This is a genomic window from Treponema sp., from assembly GCF_024696245.1.
Taxonomy (GTDB): domain Bacteria; phylum Spirochaetota; class Spirochaetia; order Treponematales; family Treponemataceae; genus Treponema_D.
In genome coordinates this window covers 1-20,858 of the sequence record NZ_JAILGZ010000071.1, presented here as the reverse complement: position 1 = coordinate 20,858, position 20,858 = coordinate 1, and the positions used below count along the sequence as shown (strand labels likewise).

The 20,858-nt window shown below is 37.0% G+C and carries 18 protein-coding genes; 15 read left to right on the top strand and 3 right to left on the bottom strand.

Going from position 1 to position 20,858, the window contains the following annotated elements:
* Positions 1 to 7 precede the first annotated feature (7 nt).
* A complete protein-coding gene (locus K6D58_RS04915; protein ID WP_296828237.1) occupies positions 8 to 592 on the top strand; it encodes a J domain-containing protein in 585 nt (194 codons plus the stop codon).
* 107 nt (positions 593 to 699) lie between these two features.
* On the opposite strand, the gene K6D58_RS04910 is transcribed toward K6D58_RS04915, so the two are convergent.
* Both K6D58_RS04910 and K6D58_RS04905 read right to left on the bottom strand, forming a co-directional pair.
* Positions 700 to 1,995 carry a glucose-1-phosphate adenylyltransferase gene (locus K6D58_RS04910; RefSeq protein WP_296828224.1) on the bottom strand — a complete coding sequence of 432 codons (1,296 nt, stop codon included), beginning with the start codon at positions 1,993 to 1,995 and terminating at the stop codon, positions 700 to 702.
* Between the two features lie 76 nt (positions 1,996 to 2,071).
* Positions 2,072 to 4,315 carry an EAL domain-containing protein gene (locus K6D58_RS04905; RefSeq protein ID WP_296828223.1) on the bottom strand — a complete coding sequence of 748 codons (2,244 nt, stop codon included), beginning with the start codon at positions 4,313 to 4,315 and terminating at the stop codon, positions 2,072 to 2,074.
* Positions 4,316 to 4,436: 121 nt separating this feature from the next.
* Between K6D58_RS04905 and flgF the strand changes: the two genes are divergently transcribed.
* The 8 genes from flgF to K6D58_RS04865 all read left to right on the top strand — a co-directional run bounded on the left by flgF (position 4,437) and on the right by K6D58_RS04865 (position 13,796).
* The gene (flgF, locus tag K6D58_RS04900; RefSeq protein ID WP_296828221.1) at positions 4,437 to 5,234 is read left to right on the top strand and encodes a flagellar basal-body rod protein FlgF; all 798 of its coding nucleotides are present in this window, start codon (positions 4,437 to 4,439) and stop codon (positions 5,232 to 5,234) included.
* 33 nt (positions 5,235 to 5,267) lie between these two features.
* Complete coding sequence (gene flgG, locus K6D58_RS04895; protein ID WP_296828219.1) at positions 5,268 to 6,062, top strand: flagellar basal-body rod protein FlgG; 795 nt, start codon at positions 5,268 to 5,270, stop codon at positions 6,060 to 6,062.
* Between the two features lie 105 nt (positions 6,063 to 6,167).
* Positions 6,168 to 6,713 (top strand): rod-binding protein, encoded by a 546-nt coding sequence (locus tag K6D58_RS04890; protein ID WP_296828217.1) that lies wholly within the window; start codon positions 6,168 to 6,170, stop codon positions 6,711 to 6,713.
* Positions 6,714 to 6,854: 141 nt separating this feature from the next.
* The gene (locus K6D58_RS04885) at positions 6,855 to 7,886 is read left to right on the top strand and encodes a hypothetical protein (protein WP_296828215.1); all 1,032 of its coding nucleotides are present in this window, start codon (positions 6,855 to 6,857) and stop codon (positions 7,884 to 7,886) included.
* A complete protein-coding gene (locus K6D58_RS04880) occupies positions 7,876 to 9,432 on the top strand; it encodes an HD domain-containing phosphohydrolase (protein ID WP_296828213.1) in 1,557 nt (518 codons plus the stop codon). The genes K6D58_RS04885 and K6D58_RS04880 overlap by 11 nt, the downstream gene beginning before the upstream one ends.
* Positions 9,433 to 9,454: 22 nt before the next feature.
* Positions 9,455 to 11,245 carry a fibronectin type III domain-containing protein gene (locus K6D58_RS04875; RefSeq protein WP_296828211.1) on the top strand — a complete coding sequence of 597 codons (1,791 nt, stop codon included), beginning with the start codon at positions 9,455 to 9,457 and terminating at the stop codon, positions 11,243 to 11,245.
* Positions 11,246 to 11,258: 13 nt separating this feature from the next.
* Positions 11,259 to 13,079 (top strand): fibronectin type III domain-containing protein, encoded by a 1,821-nt coding sequence (locus K6D58_RS04870; protein WP_296828210.1) that lies wholly within the window; start codon positions 11,259 to 11,261, stop codon positions 13,077 to 13,079.
* A 147-nt stretch (positions 13,080 to 13,226) separates the two neighbouring features.
* Entirely contained in the window at positions 13,227 to 13,796 is a 570-nt protein-coding gene (locus tag K6D58_RS04865) for a hypothetical protein (protein ID WP_296828208.1), read from the top strand.
* 109 nt (positions 13,797 to 13,905) lie between these two features.
* Here K6D58_RS04865 and K6D58_RS04860 read toward each other — a convergent pair whose 3' ends face one another.
* Positions 13,906 to 14,532: an outer membrane beta-barrel protein gene (locus K6D58_RS04860; RefSeq protein WP_296828206.1), complete on the bottom strand. Its 627-nt coding sequence runs from the start codon at positions 14,530 to 14,532 to the stop codon at positions 13,906 to 13,908.
* Between the two features lie 99 nt (positions 14,533 to 14,631).
* On the opposite strand from K6D58_RS04860, the gene murC reads away from it, so the two are divergent.
* The 6 genes from murC (at position 14,632) to rhaM (ending at position 20,638) form a co-directional block, all read left to right on the top strand.
* Positions 14,632 to 16,137 carry a UDP-N-acetylmuramate--L-alanine ligase gene (gene murC, locus K6D58_RS04855; RefSeq protein WP_296828204.1) on the top strand — a complete coding sequence of 502 codons (1,506 nt, stop codon included), beginning with the start codon at positions 14,632 to 14,634 and terminating at the stop codon, positions 16,135 to 16,137.
* The gene (locus tag K6D58_RS04850; protein WP_296828202.1) at positions 16,134 to 17,003 is read left to right on the top strand and encodes a YicC/YloC family endoribonuclease; all 870 of its coding nucleotides are present in this window, start codon (positions 16,134 to 16,136) and stop codon (positions 17,001 to 17,003) included. Before murC ends, K6D58_RS04850 begins: the two co-directional genes overlap by 4 nt.
* A gap of 93 nt (positions 17,004 to 17,096) precedes the next feature.
* Positions 17,097 to 18,356: a PcfJ domain-containing protein gene (locus tag K6D58_RS04845; RefSeq protein WP_296828201.1), complete on the top strand. Its 1,260-nt coding sequence runs from the start codon at positions 17,097 to 17,099 to the stop codon at positions 18,354 to 18,356.
* A 57-nt stretch (positions 18,357 to 18,413) separates the two neighbouring features.
* Entirely contained in the window at positions 18,414 to 18,977 is a 564-nt protein-coding gene (cmk, locus tag K6D58_RS04840) for a (d)CMP kinase (protein ID WP_296828199.1), read from the top strand.
* 64 nt (positions 18,978 to 19,041) lie between these two features.
* Complete coding sequence (locus tag K6D58_RS04835; RefSeq protein ID WP_296828197.1) at positions 19,042 to 20,295, top strand: L-rhamnose isomerase; 1,254 nt, start codon at positions 19,042 to 19,044, stop codon at positions 20,293 to 20,295.
* A 22-nt stretch (positions 20,296 to 20,317) separates the two neighbouring features.
* Positions 20,318 to 20,638: an L-rhamnose mutarotase gene (gene rhaM / locus K6D58_RS04830; protein WP_296828195.1), complete on the top strand. Its 321-nt coding sequence runs from the start codon at positions 20,318 to 20,320 to the stop codon at positions 20,636 to 20,638.
* Positions 20,639 to 20,858: the final 220 nt, after the last annotated feature.

Sequence of the window (20,858 nt, the reverse complement as noted above, 5' to 3'; positions counted from 1 at the left end):
GGAAACAATGTATGACCGTCTTGGGGATTTACTTAACGAATCCCTTAAAAAAGGCTATGTAGACTCTTCTTCAAAAGAATCTCCCAAAGATAATCCTCCTAAAGACAGTCAGAAAAATTTTTTCTTTAAGGATTCTCCTTTAGATTCTCATAGGGAGTCAGACGGTGAGTCTGATAAGGAAAGAGTCAGTGACCTTTACAAGAACTCAGCTTCTAAAAAATATTCAGCAGAAAAAATATTCAAAAGTAAAAATGATAATAAAAAATTCTGGTGGAATTTTACTTCAGCTGATAATAAGGCGGGTAATAAGGCTGGTAAAGAAAAAATCTCTGCAGAAGAAAAGATTAAAATATTCAGGCCTCAAAAGAATCCTGAAAAAACTATTACACCGCAAATAGAAAGGGCTTTGAGACTTCTGGGACTGAATTCTGATTTTAATGAAGAAAGTTTAAGAAAGGCATATAAAGAAAAACTTAATATTTATCATCCTGATAAAAACTCAAAGACTCCTGTCGTACAGAAAGTTGCTGCAGATAAAACAAGACAGGTTCTTGAAGCCTACAGGCTTCTTCTTGATTTTATAAATTCTTAAAAAAAAAATTACGGACCCTGATTTAAAATATATTTTTTCAGGGCAAAAAAAATCCCGGACCTTCTAAAAAAAAGTTCCGGGATCCGGCAGTCACTAACCTCGATTTATCAGATAACTGTTCCGTCTGGAATTACTGCACCCTTGCGGATAACAATGATACCGTCTGCACTGTAGAAAAGACCGTGGTCGCCGTCATCGTAGTGTTTACCGCTGATGTTGATGCAGCAGTTTTCTCCGATGTGGGCATCCTTATCAATAATTGCCTTATTGATTTTACAGTTGCGTCCGATTCCCATATTAGGAATTCCCTTTTTCTTATTGTAAGCCTTAATGTCATCACTTTCGTAGCTGTCTGCTCCCATCATGATAACACCTTCAAGGTCACAGCCTTCATTGATAATTGAACGTACACCGATTACAGAATGCTGAATGCGGGCATTTGTAATAACACAACCTTCACTGGCAAGGGAAGCAGTCATGTCTGCATTATTAATCTTGCTTGGCGGAAGATTTCTCATGTGGGTGTAAATTGGTTTTTCTTCTTCATAGAAATTAAAGTGTGGTACAGGTGTTGTAAGGTCAAGGGTTGCATCATAGAAAGATTTAATTGTACCGATGTCTTCCCAGTATCCGTTAAAGATGTAAGAAGAAACTTTTTTTGTTTTGATAGCCATTGGAATGATTTCTTTACCAAAGTCCGTAAAGTCATTGTTAAGCATTTCATCCATTGTTGCGGCATCAAAAATATAAATACCCATTGAAGCAAGGTATTCAAGATCCGGAGTAAGATCCTTTGTTCTTGATTTTGCAGGAATTTTCCAGTCGTCAATATTTGCATCTTTAGCAGGTTTTTCCATAAAGGCTGTAATCTGATTCTGATCATTTACCTGCATGATACCAAAGCCGGAAGCATCACTTCTGTTTACTGCCTTTGCTGCAATTGTAATATTTGCGCCGCTGGCAATATGCTGGTCCATAAATTTTTTAAGATCCATGCGGTAGAGCTGGTCTCCGGAAAGAATGATGTAGTGGGTAGGTGCCTGACGGTGGAAGTGTCCCAGGTTTTTACGTACAGCATCTGCTGTTCCTTCGTACCATCCTGAATGTTCAAGAGTCTGTTCTGCTGCAAGAATCTGAACGAAACCGCTGCTGAAACGGTCAAAGTTATAGGAATTAATAATGTGAAGGTGAAGTGAAGCTGAGTTAAACTGGGTAAGAAGGTAAATCTTCTTGTATCCAGAGTTAATACAGTTAGAAATAGGAATATCTACGATTCTATATTTTCCACCAAAAGGAACTGCTGGTTTAGACCTTTCTTTTGTAAGGGGGTAAAGACGTGTACCTTTTCCTCCTCCTAAAATAATTGCAAGTACGCGTGGTTCTTCATACTTTTTTTCTGCCATATTATTAAATCCTCCAAGATTTTTTTTTCTATCTGATATAAAAATTATAAACCCGCAAATTCAATTTTGCAAACTTTTATATATATTTTTTTAGGAGATCAAGAAAGTCTTCTCCAGGCATTGGTCTTGCAAAATAAAATCCCTGGGCAATATCACAACCTATACCTGTAAGAAGTTCGGATTGTTCTTTTGTTTCAATTCCTTCGATAACAGTCTGCATGTTAAGTTTTTTAGCCATGTTTATTACTGATTCCATTATGATACTGTCTTTGGATGTGTCTTCTGTTTTATGGAGAAATTCCTTGTCCAGCTTTATGACATCAGCAGGCATGTTTTTTAAAATATTAAGGGAAGAGTAACCAGAACCAAAGTCATCTACAGAAATTTTAAATCCGGCTTTCTTTATGTCATTCATAACCCTTACAAGTCTTTTCATGTTGTCAAACATAATGCTTTCTGTAAGTTCAACTTCAATACAGTTTGGTTCAATTTGAAAGTTTCTGCTTATACCTGTAAGTTTTTCTATAAGGTCTGTATCATAAAGATGATAACGGGAAAGATTAAAGGAAATTGTAATTGGGTAAGGGCAGTTTCCGTTATCGATGTGATTCCATTCATTTATAAAACGACAGACATCATTAAAAACATAGATATCGATTTTTTCTATAAAACCGTTATGTTCAAAAAGGGGAACAAATTTATCAGGCCCCAGAAGACCTGTCTCAGGCTTATTCCATCTTATAAGGGCTTCTGCACCTATGATTCTTCCTGTCTTAAGTGAAAATTTCGGCTGGTAATAAACTATAAACTCTCTGTTTTCAAGAGCTTTGTTCATTGAAAGGGTTATTTCCCTGTTCCAGTCATTTTCTTTTTTCATCTCCTGTGTATATTCAGCAGTACGATGGGTTACAAAATTTTTCTTATTTAGTTTTCTTGCAATATTTGCTTTTGTAACCATACCTGTAATGTCATTTATGTCCTCATCCCTGTTGATATAGTAAACACCTGAGCTGAAAGTCATTATGTATTTATTCGGAAGCATATCGGCAATATGGGAACTTACGTCTGTAAGTTTATAGACTTTGTCTTCTATGAGCGGCAAGGATTCAGGTGCTTTTATGAAGAAAATAAAGGTGTCTGCATAATAACGGCAGTATTTTTCTCCTTTTTTACATTCTTCAATAAAGTGCCTGGCAATTCTGGAAAGAATTTTATTTCCATAGTTAAAGCCGTAACTGTCATTGATAAAACCAAAGTTATCTATGTTAATACAGAGAAATATGTATTTTTCTTCCCTATGTTTTTTTAGTATCCTGATGACATCCCTTCTGAAACGGCTGTATGTGTGCAGGCCTGTTATATCATCATAAGTAATTTCGTGAATCTTATATCTGAGAAAGGCAAGCATTATGCTTATTATGAGGGCAGCAAGTATTACAGTGTGAGATAGAAAAAAAATGCTTCTTGTATGAAAGACTTCCATTTTTTGCAGATTCTTTTCTTTTTCAAGTTCTTTTTCTCTTTGTAACTGATAAAAAATAAGGTTCAGTTCAGAAGTTGGAATTGTTTTAATAGCTTTATTGAAGGCAGTAATAAATTCCGGTTCAATTTTGCTGCTGAATCCAAACTGCTGGTAATATGTAAGTGAAAGATTGAATGCTTTATGTTCAGGAAGTTTGTCTGTATAACTTAGTTCCGGCTGTCCAATTATTATGTATTTGAATTCTCCGCTTTTAAATTTGTCCAGAGTAATTTCTGGCTTTGGAGTTGTTTGGATTATCAGGTTTTGTACGCCAATTTCTTTTTTCAGTTCTTCAATAAGTTCAGGAGGAAATTCTGTAATTCCAACTACATCTCCGGGTTCAGGAAGAGATCCTGTTGTAGAGGCAAGGAGCAGTTGTGAACTGTAAGAAAAGGTACTTTGCCTGATTTCCTTAAAGATATCCAGCAGTCTTGTATATCCGCTTATAATATCTGCTTTGTTGTTACGTATAAGGTCAATGCTCTGAGTATAGTTTTCAGTAGCAATAAAGTTAAGTTCTACATTTAGTATTGCGGCAATTTCTTTAAGATATTCAACGTTTAAACCTGCCGGATTGAAGTTGTTTTCACCGGGGGTTTTGTTGTATTCAAGGGGTTTCCAGTTAGGATCAATTACTACATTCAGTCTTTTATGTTTTAAAACCGCTTCTTTTTCCTTTTGTCCAAGAAGAATTTCAGGTCTTTCATGATTATTTTCATTATAGGAGAGGCTGAATGATGCTGTTGGAGCTAGTAAAAGGATTATTACTAGCGCTGCAAAAAAACGTAGTAATTTCATCAGATAAAGTATAAATCACTTTTATTAATTTTCAACTTTATTATATGTAAAGAAAATTTAAAATCATTCCCTTAAGAAAAAAAATCCCTTTCCGATAATTAATACAGGAGATTGAAAGGCTATGATTCGTGGATGGTACATTGGTGCTAGCGGAATGACTGCTCAGCAGAACAGACTTGATGCAATTTCAAATAATCTTGCTAATGTGGATACAACAGGATTTAAAAAAGATATTCCTGTAAGCAAGGAATTCAGCGAACTTCTTTTGCGCAGAAGCCGTGCAGACGGTGTATATCCCACACCATTCGGTTCTGGAGACGTAAAGCCTATTATCGGAAAAATTGGTCTTGGTGTAGAAACCAATGAACTTTACACTGATTTTACTCAGGGTTCCTTTAAGAATACTGATACAAATACAGATATGGCCTTAAGCGGACAGGGCTTTTTTACAGTAAATACTCCTATGGGAGAACGCTATACAAGAAACGGTAATTTTATTCTTGGAAAAGAAGGCATTCTCCTTACCAAAGAAGGATATCCGGTTCAGGGTGAAAACGGGGACATTCATGTAGAAGATGACAGATTTATGGTTAACAAGGACGGCATGATTTATAACCAGAAAGATGGTTCCCTTATTGACCGTATCAAGCTGGTTCGTTTTGACGATGAACGTTACCTTCAGAAGACAGGTTCTTCACTTTATAATACCAGCCGCTGGTCAGGGGATGCAGTTATTGCAGAAGGTGATGACCGTCCTCAGATTATTCAGGGTTACACAGAAACAAGTAATGTTAATGTTGTAAACGAGATGGTTCAGATGATTGAAGTAAACCGTGCTTATGAAGCCAATCAGAAGACTGTTCAAACCCAGGATTCCATGATGGATACCCTCTGGTCTAAGGTTGTAACTGTAAACTGATAATAAGAGAGTAAAGAGAGCGGGGTAAAAAATATGGTAAGAAGTTTATGGAATGCTGCTACTGGAATGAACGGACAGCAGGCAAATATTGATACAATTTCAAACAACCTTTCTAACGTTAATACAACAGGTTTTAAACAGCATCGTGCTGAATTTGAAGACCTTGTTTACCAGAATGTAAAAATGGCAGGTACTCCTGCTACAGAAGATACTGTAACACCTGTAGGACTTCAGATGGGCTGTGGTGTTAAAGTAGGTGCAACCCAGCGTATTATGACTCAGGGTTCCCTTCAGGCAACTGGTGTTGATACAGATATTGCTATCGTGGGTGAAGGATTTTTCAGGGTTCAGCAGTATGACGGAAGCTGGGCTTATACCCGTGACGGTTCCTTTAAGGTTGATTCAACAGGACAGATGGTTACTGCCAACGGTTTAAGGCTTATGCCAGAAATCATTCTTCCTGAAGGTTTTCAGATTGAAACCCTTAATATTAATGATCTTGGTAAGGTAAGTGTAAAGGTTGACGGCCAGGTTGAACCTGTAGAAGTAGGTCAGTTAGAACTTTACCGCTTTCCTAATGCTGTAGGTCTTGAAAATACAGGAGATAACCTTTACAAGGTTACAAATGCTTCCGGAGATCCTATTGCTTCCCGCCCTGGCAAAGAGGGAATGGGTATAACAAAGCACCGTTACCTTGAAATGAGTAACGTAAGCGTTGTAAACGAAATGGTACAGATGATTGTTGCCCAGAGAGCTTATGAGTTTAATTCAAAGGCAATTCAGACCAGTGATTCCATGCTTCAGACTGCAAGTCAGCTTAAGCGTTAAATGCTGATTTAATCAGGGGTTACTGAAAACAAATATAACTAATGAAATAAGGCTGCTTTTCCGATTTTATAAGGGAGCAGCTTTTTTTATGCTGGGGAGAATAAAATGGCAGTAAATGGAATCAGCGGAACAGGTATTACAGGAACTTTAGGAAACTCTTCATATATTTTAAATTCGGTAAGGGACAGTGCAGAACACGAAAACTTTAAGGCTCTTGTAGAAAGTGCTAAAAAGAATCTTGCCTCTTCCTCTACAACTTTCATTTCTTCCAGCCAGATTGCCAGAAATCATAAGCTTAACGGGGATTACACCCAGGGTTTTTACGGAACCTTTACTTCTGAAAAAGATAAGGATGCCAGCCCTCAGGGATTTGCTGCAAATGCCACATCTTCTTCAGGTAAAAAAATCACTATTGATAAAACATCAGATCTTTATGCCCAGAGCATGGAAATGGAAAACTATATGGTAAAAATGATGCTTTCTTCCATGCGCAATACAATTAAACATACAAGCCTTTCCGGCAGTGATAATGATTATGCAAGAAAAATGTATGACGACATGATGTACGATAATCTTGCAGAAAGCCTTACTAAAAATTCTGGTTTTGGTATTGCAGACCAGATTTATATTGAACTTTCAGGACAACGCTAAAAAACATTTCAAAAAAGTTCAGCCCGAACAATAAATAGAAGAAATTTTCAAAAAATAATACTAAAAAGTGGATTTTTTGGAGATTCTGTTACACAATATATGGTAGGATTAAATCTTAAATTTATTATAAGGATGAGCAGAATGAAAAATGTAAAAATACTTGCAGCTTTACTTATATTCGCTGTAACTCCTCTTGTTGCTCAGGATTTTGGAGCTCTTGATCAGGCTGTTAATGACGGCAACTGTGATCTTGTCCTTTCTATACTTGAATCTTCCGGCAGTGATGCTTCCAAAATGGAAGAAAGGGTTCTTGATGCAGCAGGTAATCTTGTAATGGCATCAAATTATGATCTGGCCATGGAACTTACGGAAACAGTTCTTCTTTTTAACATGGACAATTCCAGGGCTCAGGAAATGTATACTTCAATTGAGAAAGCAAAAAAGGACAAAATTAGGGAAGAAAAGGAAGCCCTTATTGTTGCCGAACAGAAAAAGGCAGAACTTAAGGCACAGAGAATGGCAGACTATAAAGTTTCCGTAAAGGAATATTACAGGAGCCTTGCAAAAGTTTCATACAGAAACTTCCCTCTGGAAGCAGGTCTTATTCCACTTTCTTTTAATTTGTCTTCTACTGATTTTGCAGAAGAATCTTCTGCAATGCGTTATGGTTTTGGAGCTGAATTTAAAGCTTCTTTTGTTCACCCTGGAATCAGGCTTGATTTAGGTCTGGATTATATTTACCAGCCGGTGATTCTTTCTGGTCAGGGAGAAAAGTCAGACTTAAACATGAGGGCTGCTGTAACTTCTCCTGTTTTTCCTATTCCATTTTCTGTAAGTGCTGCTTATAAGAGCCGCTGGGTAACTTCTGATGCTTCCCTTTATAAGGTATTATCTTTTCCGGCAATTGGTATAGGACTTGATGGTTTTGAAATCCTTCCTGATTTCTCCATGACAGCCTTCCTTGATTTTGATTTATGTTCATCAGCAGCTGATTCCATGATTGACTTTGCTTTAGGCGGTGAAGTTTCATTTAAATATGTATTCAGGGTTAAACCTCTGATCGGCATATATCTTGCAGAAAAAAACAGGTTTGACATATTCGTCATTGACAGCAGCAGTGAATCCTATCTGGATGCTGCGCTTTCTGTAGGAATTATTTTAAATGAAAGATAGTTATAAAAAATTATTACTTTTATTTTCACTTTTTTTTCTTTTTACATTTTCACTGTTTTCTCAGGCAGCAGTAAACAGGGCTTCTGACCTTATTAACAAAAATCTTATTGTTGGTAATACAGAAAAAGCTTATTCCTATGCAATGTTCATAGTAAAGTTTTATAATGGAGAAGATGTGCCTTATGAATTTGAGGCTGCCGTAAAAAAAGCTGTAACTGCCCAGGCTGAGGAATATGTAAAAAACGAAAAATGGGAACTTATTTATTCAATAGAAAGCGATCTTGAAAATGCAGAAGATGGAATTAAAAATGCCATTAAACCTTATGTAAAAAAAGCTGATGATTATTTTGCCCGTATAGAAAAAGAAAAGGCCGAACAAAAATTAAAGGAAGAGGCTCTTATTCAGCAGATTAAGGAAAGTGAACGTAAGGCAGCTGAAGAAAAGGAAGAAGCTTTATCTTCCGGTCAGGGGGAGGATTCTTCAGAAAATCAGGCTGCGGGAATAGAAAGCTATTCCGGTATTTCTGCCCAGGAACTTGAAAAACTTCTTATGGCTTTTGAATCCAGCCGCAAGGCAGAAAGGGAACAGCTTTTAAAAGAAAATGCCCGCCTTGAACAGCTAAGGATAGAACATGAGAAAAAAGTTTCTGAAGATGACCAGAAGCGTCACTCAGAAATGACAGACCTTATTAAAAGCATGAATGCAAGCAATGAAAGTGCAAAGAATACTGCAGAAGAAGATAAAAAATTTAATATTATTCTTCTTGTAAGTCTTGGTTCTGCAATTTTACTTGTAATCATAATAATGATTTTCTTTTTCAGCAGGCAGCAGAAAATTCAGTCTGAGCAGCTTAAGGCTACTGTACAGACAATGCAGGCCATGAGGTCAGGGGTAGTACAGGAGGCTCTTCCTTCTGTATCCGGCATACCTGCTATTGCAGCAGGTTCAGGTCTTCTTATTGGAAACTCAGGTGATCAGTCAGCTGAAATACAGAAAATTACTTCCCTTATAGAAACCTGCCGTAAATATGGTTCGCAGATTGACAGTGCCACAAACAGGCACAATGTTACCAGTCAGGTTGCAGAACTTGTCTTTAAGATTTCTACGGAAATGGGTTATAACCAGAAGGATACTCTTTTGCATTATGCAGCATCCTTAGTCTACGACATAGGATTTTTAAGTATTGATACTTCAATTTTAAGGGCGGAAGTTCTTTCTAAAGACCAGTTTGAAGTATTAAAGACTCATACTTCTTCCGGAGAAAAAATGATTTTCTTTGTAGATGAAGAATACAAAAGTCTCTTTAAGGATGCAGTAAGCAAGCATCATGAAAATATGGACGGGTCAGGTTATCCTGCTGGACTTAAAGGAAAGGATATTCCTTATATAGCCAGGGTTTTAAGGGTTGCAGAAAGTTATGTAGCCCTTATTTCCAGCAGGAATTACAGGGAAATTATGGACAGAAATACTGCTGTTCTTGAACTTGAGAATTCTGCAAATCTTTATGATGAAGACATTGTTCAGGCCCTTATTGCAGTAGTGTGACTTGAGCAGGAGGAATTTAAGGATGAAGATTTTAAATAGAATAATGGCAGGCCTGATAATGACGGCGCTTTTCTGTGCACTATCGTGCACAGAAGAATATTCTTCTGCTGTTTACGAAAATAATTATAACATAGCTCCTTCTGATGTTTTTAATCTTACTCAGAGTCAGGTTAAGGATGTAGTAACTTTAACCTGGCAGCTGCCGGAAGATAATGACATTGAATACATAAGCATTTCTGCAAATCCTGCCCATGGTAATCTTGAGACAGAAAAAATAATTTCTAAGGCAACAAGTTTTGACGTATACGGTCTTAAAACAGGAAGAAGTTATGACTTTACTGTAAAGGTAATTAACAAAAAGGGGACTTATTCTTCCGGTGCAGTTCTTTCCTATCGTCCAAATATTAATTCAGATTTAATTGATTACCTGTATGACAAGGAAGCTCTGGATTTTGGTTACTGCAGTACAGAGACAGAAAAGACCTTTGCCTATACTTCAATTTATGATGACAGTCTGGATCTTTCATCTGCTGTAATTGAATATGTTTGCGGTGCAGAAAATGCCTTTACTTTTAATGAAAGCTCCTTATCCCAGATTGCTCAGGGAGAAACAAGTAATATTACCGTAACCTATACTCCTTCTGAAGAAGCTTCCTGGGATGAAGCTGACTTAGTACTTTGTCAGGATCCGGAAGTAAGAATCAGGCTTATTGCTTCAAGCTTTGAACAGCCTTCTGACATTCAGTCTTCACATTTAAGGCTCTGGTTAAGGCCGGATATGATTTCTTCTTCAGATATAGATTCCTATGGAAATGTTCAGTCTTTACCTGATTACAGCGGCAATGGTTTTGATGCAGAAGAATTTGATACCATGCCTCCAGCCTATGTTTCTTCAATTGAGTCAATGAATAATCTGCCTGGAGTTTTCTTTGATGGAATTAAACGCCTGAGGGCATCTGGAGAAATCGTAAAATCCAGCAACGGAACTACCACATTTATAGTAACTCAGCAGACCAGTGCCAGTAACGGAGACTATAACTTTTTAATCTGTACAAATGGTTATTCTACTTCTTATCCTATCATGTCAAACCGCAGGCTTTATTTTGACGAGGATAAGGGGTATTCAACTACACAAAGATGGGGTGTTGCCGTTAATGGCAGCGGAATGTCAGGCGTAAGGTATATGTTTGATGATTCAGAAGAAGAGGATAATATTGTAAAAACATGTGATTTTACTAAGCCTGATGTTGTTTGTTCCCTTCTTAATCTTGAAGAAACAGATGCAAATATTTTTGCCTACCTTAATGGAACAAAACAGCTTTTAAGCTATACACATTCCCTCAATACATCGACCTATGACTGCTCTGAAAGTGGAGCTAATTACAAATATAACAATGGATGTGCCTACGGAAAACCCTGGAGTGACGGAAAAGGCCATTTATATAAAACTTTATGGAATGAAAGTGATGAAACTTTAACTGATGATTCTGACAAGCAACTTTATTATCAGCTTAATCCTTCTGAACATCCTACAAGACCTTATGATTATGCCTTAAGGTGGTATTACCTGCGTAATGTACTTAAAAGAACAGCTCAAAGTGATATGACTGCCTATTATTCAAATAAGGTTACTTATAAAAGTGCCACTATGGGAACAATTGCCAATGTTTATCTTGGTGCAACCCTTACCAATACAGGAACAAATCTTCACAATTATATCGGGGACGTAATTATTTATGATACTGCTTTAACTGATGAAGAAATTGCTTCTGTATCAACTTATCTTAAACTCCGCTATGGAATTACTGACTAGGAGGTTACGCTTTATGAAAATTAATTATTTTACTGGCGCAATCCTTTTACTTGCTTCTGCTTTTTTAACTGACTGTGATGGTGAATATTCCTCTTCTGTATATGAAGAAGTTTTTAATGTTCCTCCTGCAGATGTATCTGATCTTGCACAGAATATTTCTTCTACAGGTCAGGTAAGTTTATCCTGGACTTTGCCGGAAGATTATGATGTTGTAAAGGTAAGGGTTTCTTCTGCCATTCAGGGACAGGAAGCTTATCTTGTAGAAGATATGACTAAAAGGGAATCTTATACTATCTATGGTCTTGATACAGGAAACAATTATGAGTTTACCGTTCAGACAATAAATAAAAAGGGAACTTTGTCTTCAGGTGTAAGTATCAGTTATACTCCAAATATTAATACTGACCTTATAAGTTACAAATGTGATTATACAGCCCTGGACTTTGGTTACACTGCATCTTCTTCTGAAAAAACTTTTATTTATACCTCAGAAGAGGACAGTGATATTTCCCTGTCTGATATAAGCATTTCTTATGTAGAAGGAAGCCAGAATGTATTTTCTTTTGTAGAAAGTGATGTTTCTGTATTAAAGCCTGGAGAAAGTGCTTCCATTACAGTAAAGTATGAACCTTCTTCTGCAAGCAGCTGGGACGAGGCTGACCTGGTTATTTCTACAGACCCCGCTGTTTCTATAAGGCTTACAGGTTCAGGTTACAAGCAGCCTTCTGATGTTCAGGGAGATCATCTTAACTTATGGTTAAGGGCAGATCTGGTTTCTTCTTCAGATTTTGACAGCTATGGTAAGGTTGTACGTATGCCTGACTACAGCGGCAATGGTTATGATGCAGTAGCCTTTAATAGTGATGTTCCTTCATATAAAACCCTGTCTACAATGAATGATCAGCCTGCATTGTATTTTACAAATTATGAAAGGCTTACCGCTCAGGGAAAAATTGCAACCAATTCAGAAACAGGAACTACTACCTTTATTGTTTTTCAAAAGGGAACAACAGTTAGTTCTTCTTTCTTCTTTTCTGCTTCCAATGGTTACAGCAATTCATTTCCTTCCTTTGGAACTTATTCAAGAAACTATGATACTTCTGTAGGCTGGGCTTCTTCTGCAAAATATGTACATATGATAAGCGGCAATGGTTATGCAGGCAGTTACAGATTTTATTTTGATGATTCTGAAGATGATGATAACGAAGTAAAAGTTGCCAGTTCAGCAACAGCCTATACTATTTGTGCCGTAGCTGATTTTCAGTCAGAATCAGTTTCCAATACCTATGCTTATCTTAACGGCAAAAAAAGTCTTCTTTCTTTTACAGGCTCACTAAATACATCTAATTTATCTAATACTTCTCTTGGTTATGCTTACGGAAAACCCTGGAGTAATGGAGAAGGTCAGCTTTATCAGGCTTTATGGAACAGTGAATTGTCTACAGAAAGTGAAAGGGAATCTTATTACAAGTGTCATCCTTCTGAACACCCGACAAGACCAAATGATTCAGCAATACGCTGGTGGTGTCTTCAGGATTATGAAACTTATGGGGATAATTATGAATATGGGGCTAATACAATATCTACCAATTATTCAAGTTATTTTTACAACAAGCTTACAACTACATCTGGAATATGTGACACAATTTCAAATGTATTCCTTGGAACAAGAATTGATACGGATACAACACCAGGGTATACCTACATTGCCTGTGTAATGATTTACGATACAGTTCTTACGGAAGAAGAAATTGCAGAGGTAAATAATTTTATTTACTACAGATATGGAGTAGGTTCTTATACAGAGCTGGACAGCTCTTCTTCCGGAGAATAGATATCAGCTTATTTTAAGTATGGGTCTTAAAGTTTTACAGCTTTGATATTTTATTGAAGAGTGATTTTTTTTGTATTATAATATGCAAAGAAAGGTTTAAGATTATTCTATAAAAAATCTTAGGCCCTAAATGTTGAGGAGATTTTTATGAAAAAAATTTTTGGTTTGCTTACTGCTGCAGTAGTTCTTGCAGGAAGCTTTGCTTTTACAGGCTGTGATGAAGTTGCTGATGAACTTTCAGGACCTGAATATACCTGGTGTGAACTCCCTGTATATGTTACCAGCAGCGAAGAAGAGGGTGAAGATCCTGATCTTTATTTAGATGTAATTTACTGTCCTGAAGATTATACAGGTAAAACAGGCAGTACAAATCTTGATAAAGATATTACCCTTGGAGCCGGTATTACAGTTCTTGCCCATGCTTCTGTAGCTATTGAAAGTCTTGGTATGAGTGCCGGTTCTTATACTTATAAGACATTCCCTCTTAATGCAACAGAAAATGAGTCTGATGATAATGACACTTATACTTTTGCCGGAACAAAGACTTTGTTTACTGCCATTTACTGGGCTAAAAGTGATCTCCGTAATGCAGATTCTCAGATAGCTCTTCCTACAGCTCCAACAGCCCTCTGCAATACAAATACGGGATATACAGCACTTGATGACTTATCAAGCTTTAACTGGAAGGCAGTTCTTGCTTCATATCTTCTTAACTAGTTTTTAAGTCTGAGTTTTTTTATAAATTAAAAGGGCTGCACTTTAACCTGTGGGGAATAAAGTGCAGCCCTTAATATTTTTAAAGCTTTAGAAGTGTGATTAAAAAATATTAGAAATCAAATTTAAAACTTGCAGCTACACGAAGTATTGTAGGAAAACCTGCTTCAACATTTACCCCAAAGAAATCACTAAAATAGTAAGTAGCTCCTGCATTGATTCCAAAGTGAAGGCTTGTCCAGTCATCATCTTCAGAAACCTTGCTGGTTACTCCGGAAACTGTAGAAGTTACTTTTTTATTTTCTGACTTAAAATCAAGACCAATTTTTGCACCTGCATAAAGGTCAAGTTCGTCTACAAGGTTAAAGTGATAGTTGGCAAGTCCGCCAAAATAAAATACATCCCTTTCCTTTACAGTTGTAATGGAACTAGCTGCAGCAGTTACGCTTTCTTCTGTTCTGTAGCTTGTGTATCCAATAAAGCCGCCAAATCCAATAGGAACTCCTATCATGGTTGTATATTCAACACTGGCTTCAAAAGGAGGAATATAAGCATCAAGATCTCCACCCTGACCAAGATTTCCGTTAAGACCAATACCTGCATTTACAAGAAGATTGTTTTCCTTTACTGCACGGCTGTAAGAATTCCACCAGTCACCTTTCTTTTTTTTACCTGCTGCAAATACTGACACTGCAGAAACTGCAAGCAGCATTACACTTATAAATAACTTTTTTTTCATGTTTTAACTCCTTAATAAAAAAGTTTAAATACTATTTAAGTCTGTGTCAATTAAAGGAGATGAATGACAAGAGGCAAAAAAAACGCTATTATGTCTTTTATGTCTGATATATCTTTACCCCTTGAATTAAAGGGAGTTCATATTCATTTTGTAGGAATCAAGGGAACAGGAATGGCAGCCCTTGTAGAAATCCTTTATCATAACGGTGCCATTATTACAGGAAGTGATGTTTCAGAAAGATTTTACACTGATGAAATTCTTGAAAAACTTAACCTTAAAGCCCTTCCATTTGACCAGGCAAATATTACGGATAAGGTTCAGTATGTAATTTATTCCAGTGCCTATAAGCTGGATAAAAATCCTGACCTTATTGCTGCAGTAAAAAAAGGAATACCATGCCTTCTGTATACTCAGGCTTTAGGTTCCTATTCATCCAGGGCATATTCCTGCGGCATCTGCGGAGTTCACGGAAAAACCAGTACTACAGGACTTACAGGAACAATCCTAAAAGAGCTTCCTCTTGCAGCTCAGACTTTAGCAGGCAGTATCATTAATTCCTTTGGTTCTACCTGTACTTATACTTCTCCTTTAATTAAATCCCTTTCTGAAAATCAGAAAAAATATTTTGTTGCAGAAACCTGTGAGTACCAGAAGCACTTTATGTCTTTCTGTCCTCAGAAAATAATCCTTACTTCCGTAGAAAGTGATCATCAGGATTTTTATCCAACCTATGAATCCATTCGTGATGCCTTTGTAGATTACATCTGCAAACTTCCTCAAAATGGTGAATTGATTTACTGTGCAGATGACAAGGGAGCTGTAGAAGCTGCAGGACTTGCTGCAAAAAAAAGACCTGACCTTGTAATGATTCCTTATGGCTTTAAGGCAGAAGGGGATTTTAAAATTCTTGACTGTGTAATAAAAGATGAATGTCAGATTTTTAACTGCAATCTTATTAAAGACCTTAAGTTAAAAGTTCCGGGACACCATGAAGTTCTTGATGCAGCAGCAGCTCTTGCCCTTGCATGCCGAATGCTTGTAAGTGATGGTAAAAATCCTCAGGACTATGAAGAAGAAATAAGAAGGGGACTTTTAAGCTTTACAGGTGGTAAACGCCGCAGTGAAAAAATTGCAGATTTTGTTACACCAGATGGAAACAATGTTCTTGTAATGGATGATTATGGTCATCATCCTACTGCAATTAAAACAACCCTTGAAGGATACCGTCAGTTTTACAGCAAAAGAAAAATCATTGTAGATTTTATGAGCCACACTTATTCAAGAACTCAGTCCCTTCTTGATGAATTTGCATCAAGCTTTGATAATGCAGATGTAGTAATCCTTCATAAGATTTATGCTTCTGCAAGAGAAAATATAGCAGACTTTAATATTACAGGCCGCAGTCTTTTTGAAAAGGCTCAGCACTATCATAAAAATGTAAACTACTTTGAAGAAATAGAAGAAGCACTTCCTTTTGCAAAAGAATTACTTAATACAAACCCAGGCCCTGAATATCCTGACGGTTATCTTTTTGTAACAATGGGTGCCGGAGATAACTGGAAGCTTGGTAAAGCAATAATAAAAGAATTTGGAGAAGCAAAATGAACAGCATGACAGGTTATGGTTACAAGGAAATTCTTCAGGATGGAACCCAGCTTAGTGTTGAAATAAAATCCGTTAACAACCGCTTTCTGGATTTAAACATTAACATGCCTTCCTACCTTAATCCTATAGAAAGCAGAATCCGTCAGGCGGTATCAAATGTTGCAGTAAGGGGTAAAATTGATCTTTCCATCCGCATTAAGGAACTTAATTCATCTGCTAAAGTAAATGCAGACACCACAGCTGCAAGAATGTACTTTGATGCAATCAAATCTGTAGCTTCAAGTCTTGGACTAAAAGATGACAGCATTAATCTTTCTCTTATTGTAAATCAGGATGGAGTTCTTAATGTAACTCATGATTATGATGTAGAAAAATTCTGGGACAAGATTAATCCTGTCCTTACAGAAGTTCTTGAACAGTTTGCAAAAGACAGGGCAAGGGAAGGAGAAAACTTAAAGAAGGATCTTCTTAAAAAACTTGATGTCCTTGATGAATGTGCTCAATTCTTTTCCCTCTGGCAGCCTAAGATGGAAGCAAAATTTAAGGAACAGATTACAAGCCGCTTTAATGAACTTCTTGGAGACCATGCTGATGAAAACCGCATTATGACAGAAGTTGCAGCCATGCTTGTAAAGTATACCATCAATGAAGAAATTATCAGGTTAAAGAGTCATCTTGAAGCTTTAAGAAAAGAGATTACTCAGTCAGCACTGCCTGGTAAGCGTCTTGATTTTATCTGTCAGGAAGCCAACAGGGAAATCAATACCATCGGTTCTAAAAATCAGTTTGCAGAAGTTGGAGCCATGGTTGTTAATGCTAAGGATGCCCTTGAGAATATCAGGGAACAAAGCAAAAACGTTGAATAAAAAATAGAATAAAGAGTCTAAAAAATACAAAGGACTAAAGCTAAAGCCATATTTTTCCGAAGATAATAATAAGAAATAATCGTTTGGAAAAATATGGCTTTTTCATTTAACAAAAAAACTTATTTTTTACAGATTCCAGGAACTTTCTCTTTTAAAAAGCTGTCTGCTGGCTCTAAGGCAGTTAATGGCTATACTAACGTTCGTAAGTACGATTTTCCTTTTAATATTGCCTGGATTTGCCTTGAAGACCATAGGGAAAGAAATTCCATAGAAATTAATTACGTAATCAGGGAAAAAAACGGCACTTTATCAGAAAACTACCGGACGGTATTTGACTATTACAGGGGCAGGATAACTGATTATGCAGATTACGACCGTTCGTTTTATAATTTTTGCCGTAAAAATCCGGATTATGCCCTTAATGTTATGGATTACGCCTGTGACCTTATGCTTTCGGTAATAAATTTCAATTCCGGATTATCCATGACCAGATGTAAGGCTCTTAAGGGTATCGACCTTCTTGAAAGTCTTGTAAAGTTTCCTTATGAACCTCTTTTAAATAAAGTTGTTTCCTATTCTTCTAAAGTAAATCGTCTTAATCCTGACTGTTATAATCAGTTTTGTGAAGATCTGGGAATTAAGAGTTTTAGAAAATTAAGGACTCTTTATCAGGAAAGACCAGAGGTACTTCTGGATTACAAGTTTTTAATGGACTGTGGTTTTACTGATACCAACATAATGTTAAGGATTTTACGCTCTCCTGTTTTTAAAAGAGTGCCTGCCTTTATGGAGTTTATGAAAAAAGCAATTCCCCAGAGAGGGCAGCTTTGTGCATGGAATACAGCCAGCCGCTTTGACTGGTCTTCCGGGGATTGTGAACTTTTTGACTGCATGAGAATGTTTACAAGATACAGTGACAGACTGCCGGAAAGTTTCTGCAGGCAGCTTATTAAGGACGGGCCTACACGATACAATCACGACATACTTTCTAAATATGCCTGGGAACTTGAAAACGTTAATGTAGAATTTGGTTATACTGATTTTGAAAAATCCCTTACTGATTCAATTGAGGGATATGATTTCCTTCTTCCTAAAGATTCTTCCATGCTCCGTAATCTTGGAGCTGAACTTCATAACTGCCTTTCTTCCTATAAAGATAAAGTTTTAAGAAAAGAATGTACTGTTGTTTATGTACTTCGTGATAAAGAGTATGTTGCCTGTATAGAAGTCAGGGACAATACCATTTATCAGCAGAGGGTTGATTATAACGAAACTCCTTTTGGTGAAATGGCAGATCTTTTAAAAACCTGGCGGGTAAAACACAACCTGAGCTTTAACGGCAATCACTTTTAAAATCACCCGCTGAAATATTTTTATAAAAAGTATATAGTATTGTCAAAGGAGAATTTTATGTCAGAATACAGGATTAAAGAAAATAAAGAATTAAGGATTGCAATAAGCGGAAAAAGTGGCTGTGGTAATACTACAGTCAGTACTCTTCTTTCTGAAAAACTTGGTGTTAAGCTTATTAATTTTACCTTCCGCCAGCTTGCTCAGGAAAAAGGCCTTACCCTTGCTCAGGTAATTGAAAATGCAAAGACAGATGATTCCTACGATATAGAAGTTGATACAAGACAGGTTGAACTTGCAAAAAAGGAATCCTGCATTCTTGGAAGCCGTCTTGCAATATGGATGCTTAAGGAAGCAGACATTAAAGTTTATCTTTATGCCAGTGATGATACCCGTGCCAGGCGTATCCTTAACAGGGAAGGTGGAGATCTGGAAGAAATAAAGGCCTTTACTTCCATGCGTGACAGTGAAGATTCAAAAAGATATAAGAAACTTTATAATATTGATAATAATGATTATCAGTTCTGTGACCTTATTATTGATACTGCAAAGTATAATCCTGAAGAAATAGCAGGTATTATTCTTGAAGAAAGTGCAAAAAGATCCCTGACGGAAAAATGCTAACTAAAGATTGAATCATTAAGGTATAGTTTGTGTCATTTGATATCCTAAAAATCAAGGAGTAATTATGAACTCAAACTATAATGATGCAAAAGAACAGTACGCAGCCCTGGGCGTTGATACAGACAGGGCAATAGAATGCCTTAAAAAAATTCCGGTATCAATGCACTGCTGGCAGGGAGATGATGTAGGCGGTTTTGAACATGCCGGTGCTTCTCTTGAAGGCGGCGGAATTCAGGTTACAGGAAACTATCCTGGAAAAGCCCGCACTATGGATGAACTCCGCAGTGACATTGAAAAAACACTTTCCCTTACACCAGGAACTTATCGTCTTAATGTTCATGCAAACTATGCAGATTTTTCTTCTACAGGTTTTGCTGACAGGGATGCCCTTGAACCAGTTCATTTTGAAAGCTGGGTACAGTGGTCTAAAGAACACAAGGTTCCCCTTGATTTTAACTCAACTCTTTTTTCTCATCCTAAAGCTTCAGGCCTTACCCTTACTTCTAAAGACAAGGGAATCCGTGACTTCTGGATTGAACATGTAAAGCGCTGTCGTAAAATCGGAGAATACATGGGTAAGGAACAGGGAAGTGCCTGTATTCATAACATCTGGATTGCAGACGGTATGAAAGACCTTACTGTAGACCGCCAGGGTTACAGGGTAATACTTGCTTCTTCCCTTGATGATATTTTAAGCCTTAAGATTTCAAAGGATTACCTTAAAGATTCCGTTGAGTCAAAAGTATTTGGTATTGGAACAGAAAGTTATGTTGCAGGAAGTCATGAATTTTATATGGGTTATGCAGTAAAGAATCAGACTCTTCTTACTGTAGATATGGGTCACTTCCATCCAACAGAAAATGTTGCAGACAAGCTTTCTTCTGTACTTATGTTTGTTCCGGAAATCTTTCTTCATCTTTCCAGAGGTGTAAGATGGGACAGTGATCACGTAACTCTCTTTAATGATGAGCTTCGTGCTATGGCAGAAGAAATGGTTCGTACAGGAAAACTGGATAAGATTCATATTGGTACTGATTACTTTGACGGATCAATTAACCGTATTGGTGCCTGGGTTATCGGACAGAGGGCAACACAGAAGTCACTTCTTAAAGCTCTTCTTCAGCCAAATAAAAAAATCCTTGAATACGAAGACAGTGGTAACTATTTTGCCCGCCTTGCCCTTATAGAAGCAGACAAAACCCTTCCATTCGGAGAAGTATGGAACCGTTACTGCCAGGAATGCAATGTTCCTTCTGATCTTGAGATTATTGATGAAATCATGTCTTACGAAAAGAATGTAACATCAAAGCGTTCATAAAGTATTTTATCCGGAGGTTTTTATGAGTGAATTACAGTGTGCTTTTAAAATGAAGCTTAAGCCTGGCATGGCTGATGAATATAAAAGACGTCATGATGCCATCTGGCCTGAACTTAAAAAAGTAATTTCTGACAGCGGTGTATATGACTATTCTATTTTTCTTGATGAAGAAACAAATATTCTTTTTGCTTATCAGAAACTTAAGCCGGGTAATAAGGCTGATGACCAGAAGTTTGATCCTGTTGTAAGAAAGTGGTGGGATATGATGGCAGATATTATGGATGTAAATCCGGATAATTCACCGGTAAGCATTCCATTGCGCCAGATGTTCCATATGGACTGATAAGATAATTGGTAAAAAAAGCCCCTGGATGTTTGAAGTGCTCAAGTTGATTGCATTTCATTTTCCAGGGGCTTGCTTTTTAAGTGACAGGAACAGAAAATTTTACTGAAGCTTTTCTACCATTGCCCAAAGGCTTTCTGCAGAATTAAAGTTTTCCGGTATAATTTCTGCAGGTGTAATATCAATGTCAAATGTTTCCTTAAGTCTGTTGATAAGTTTA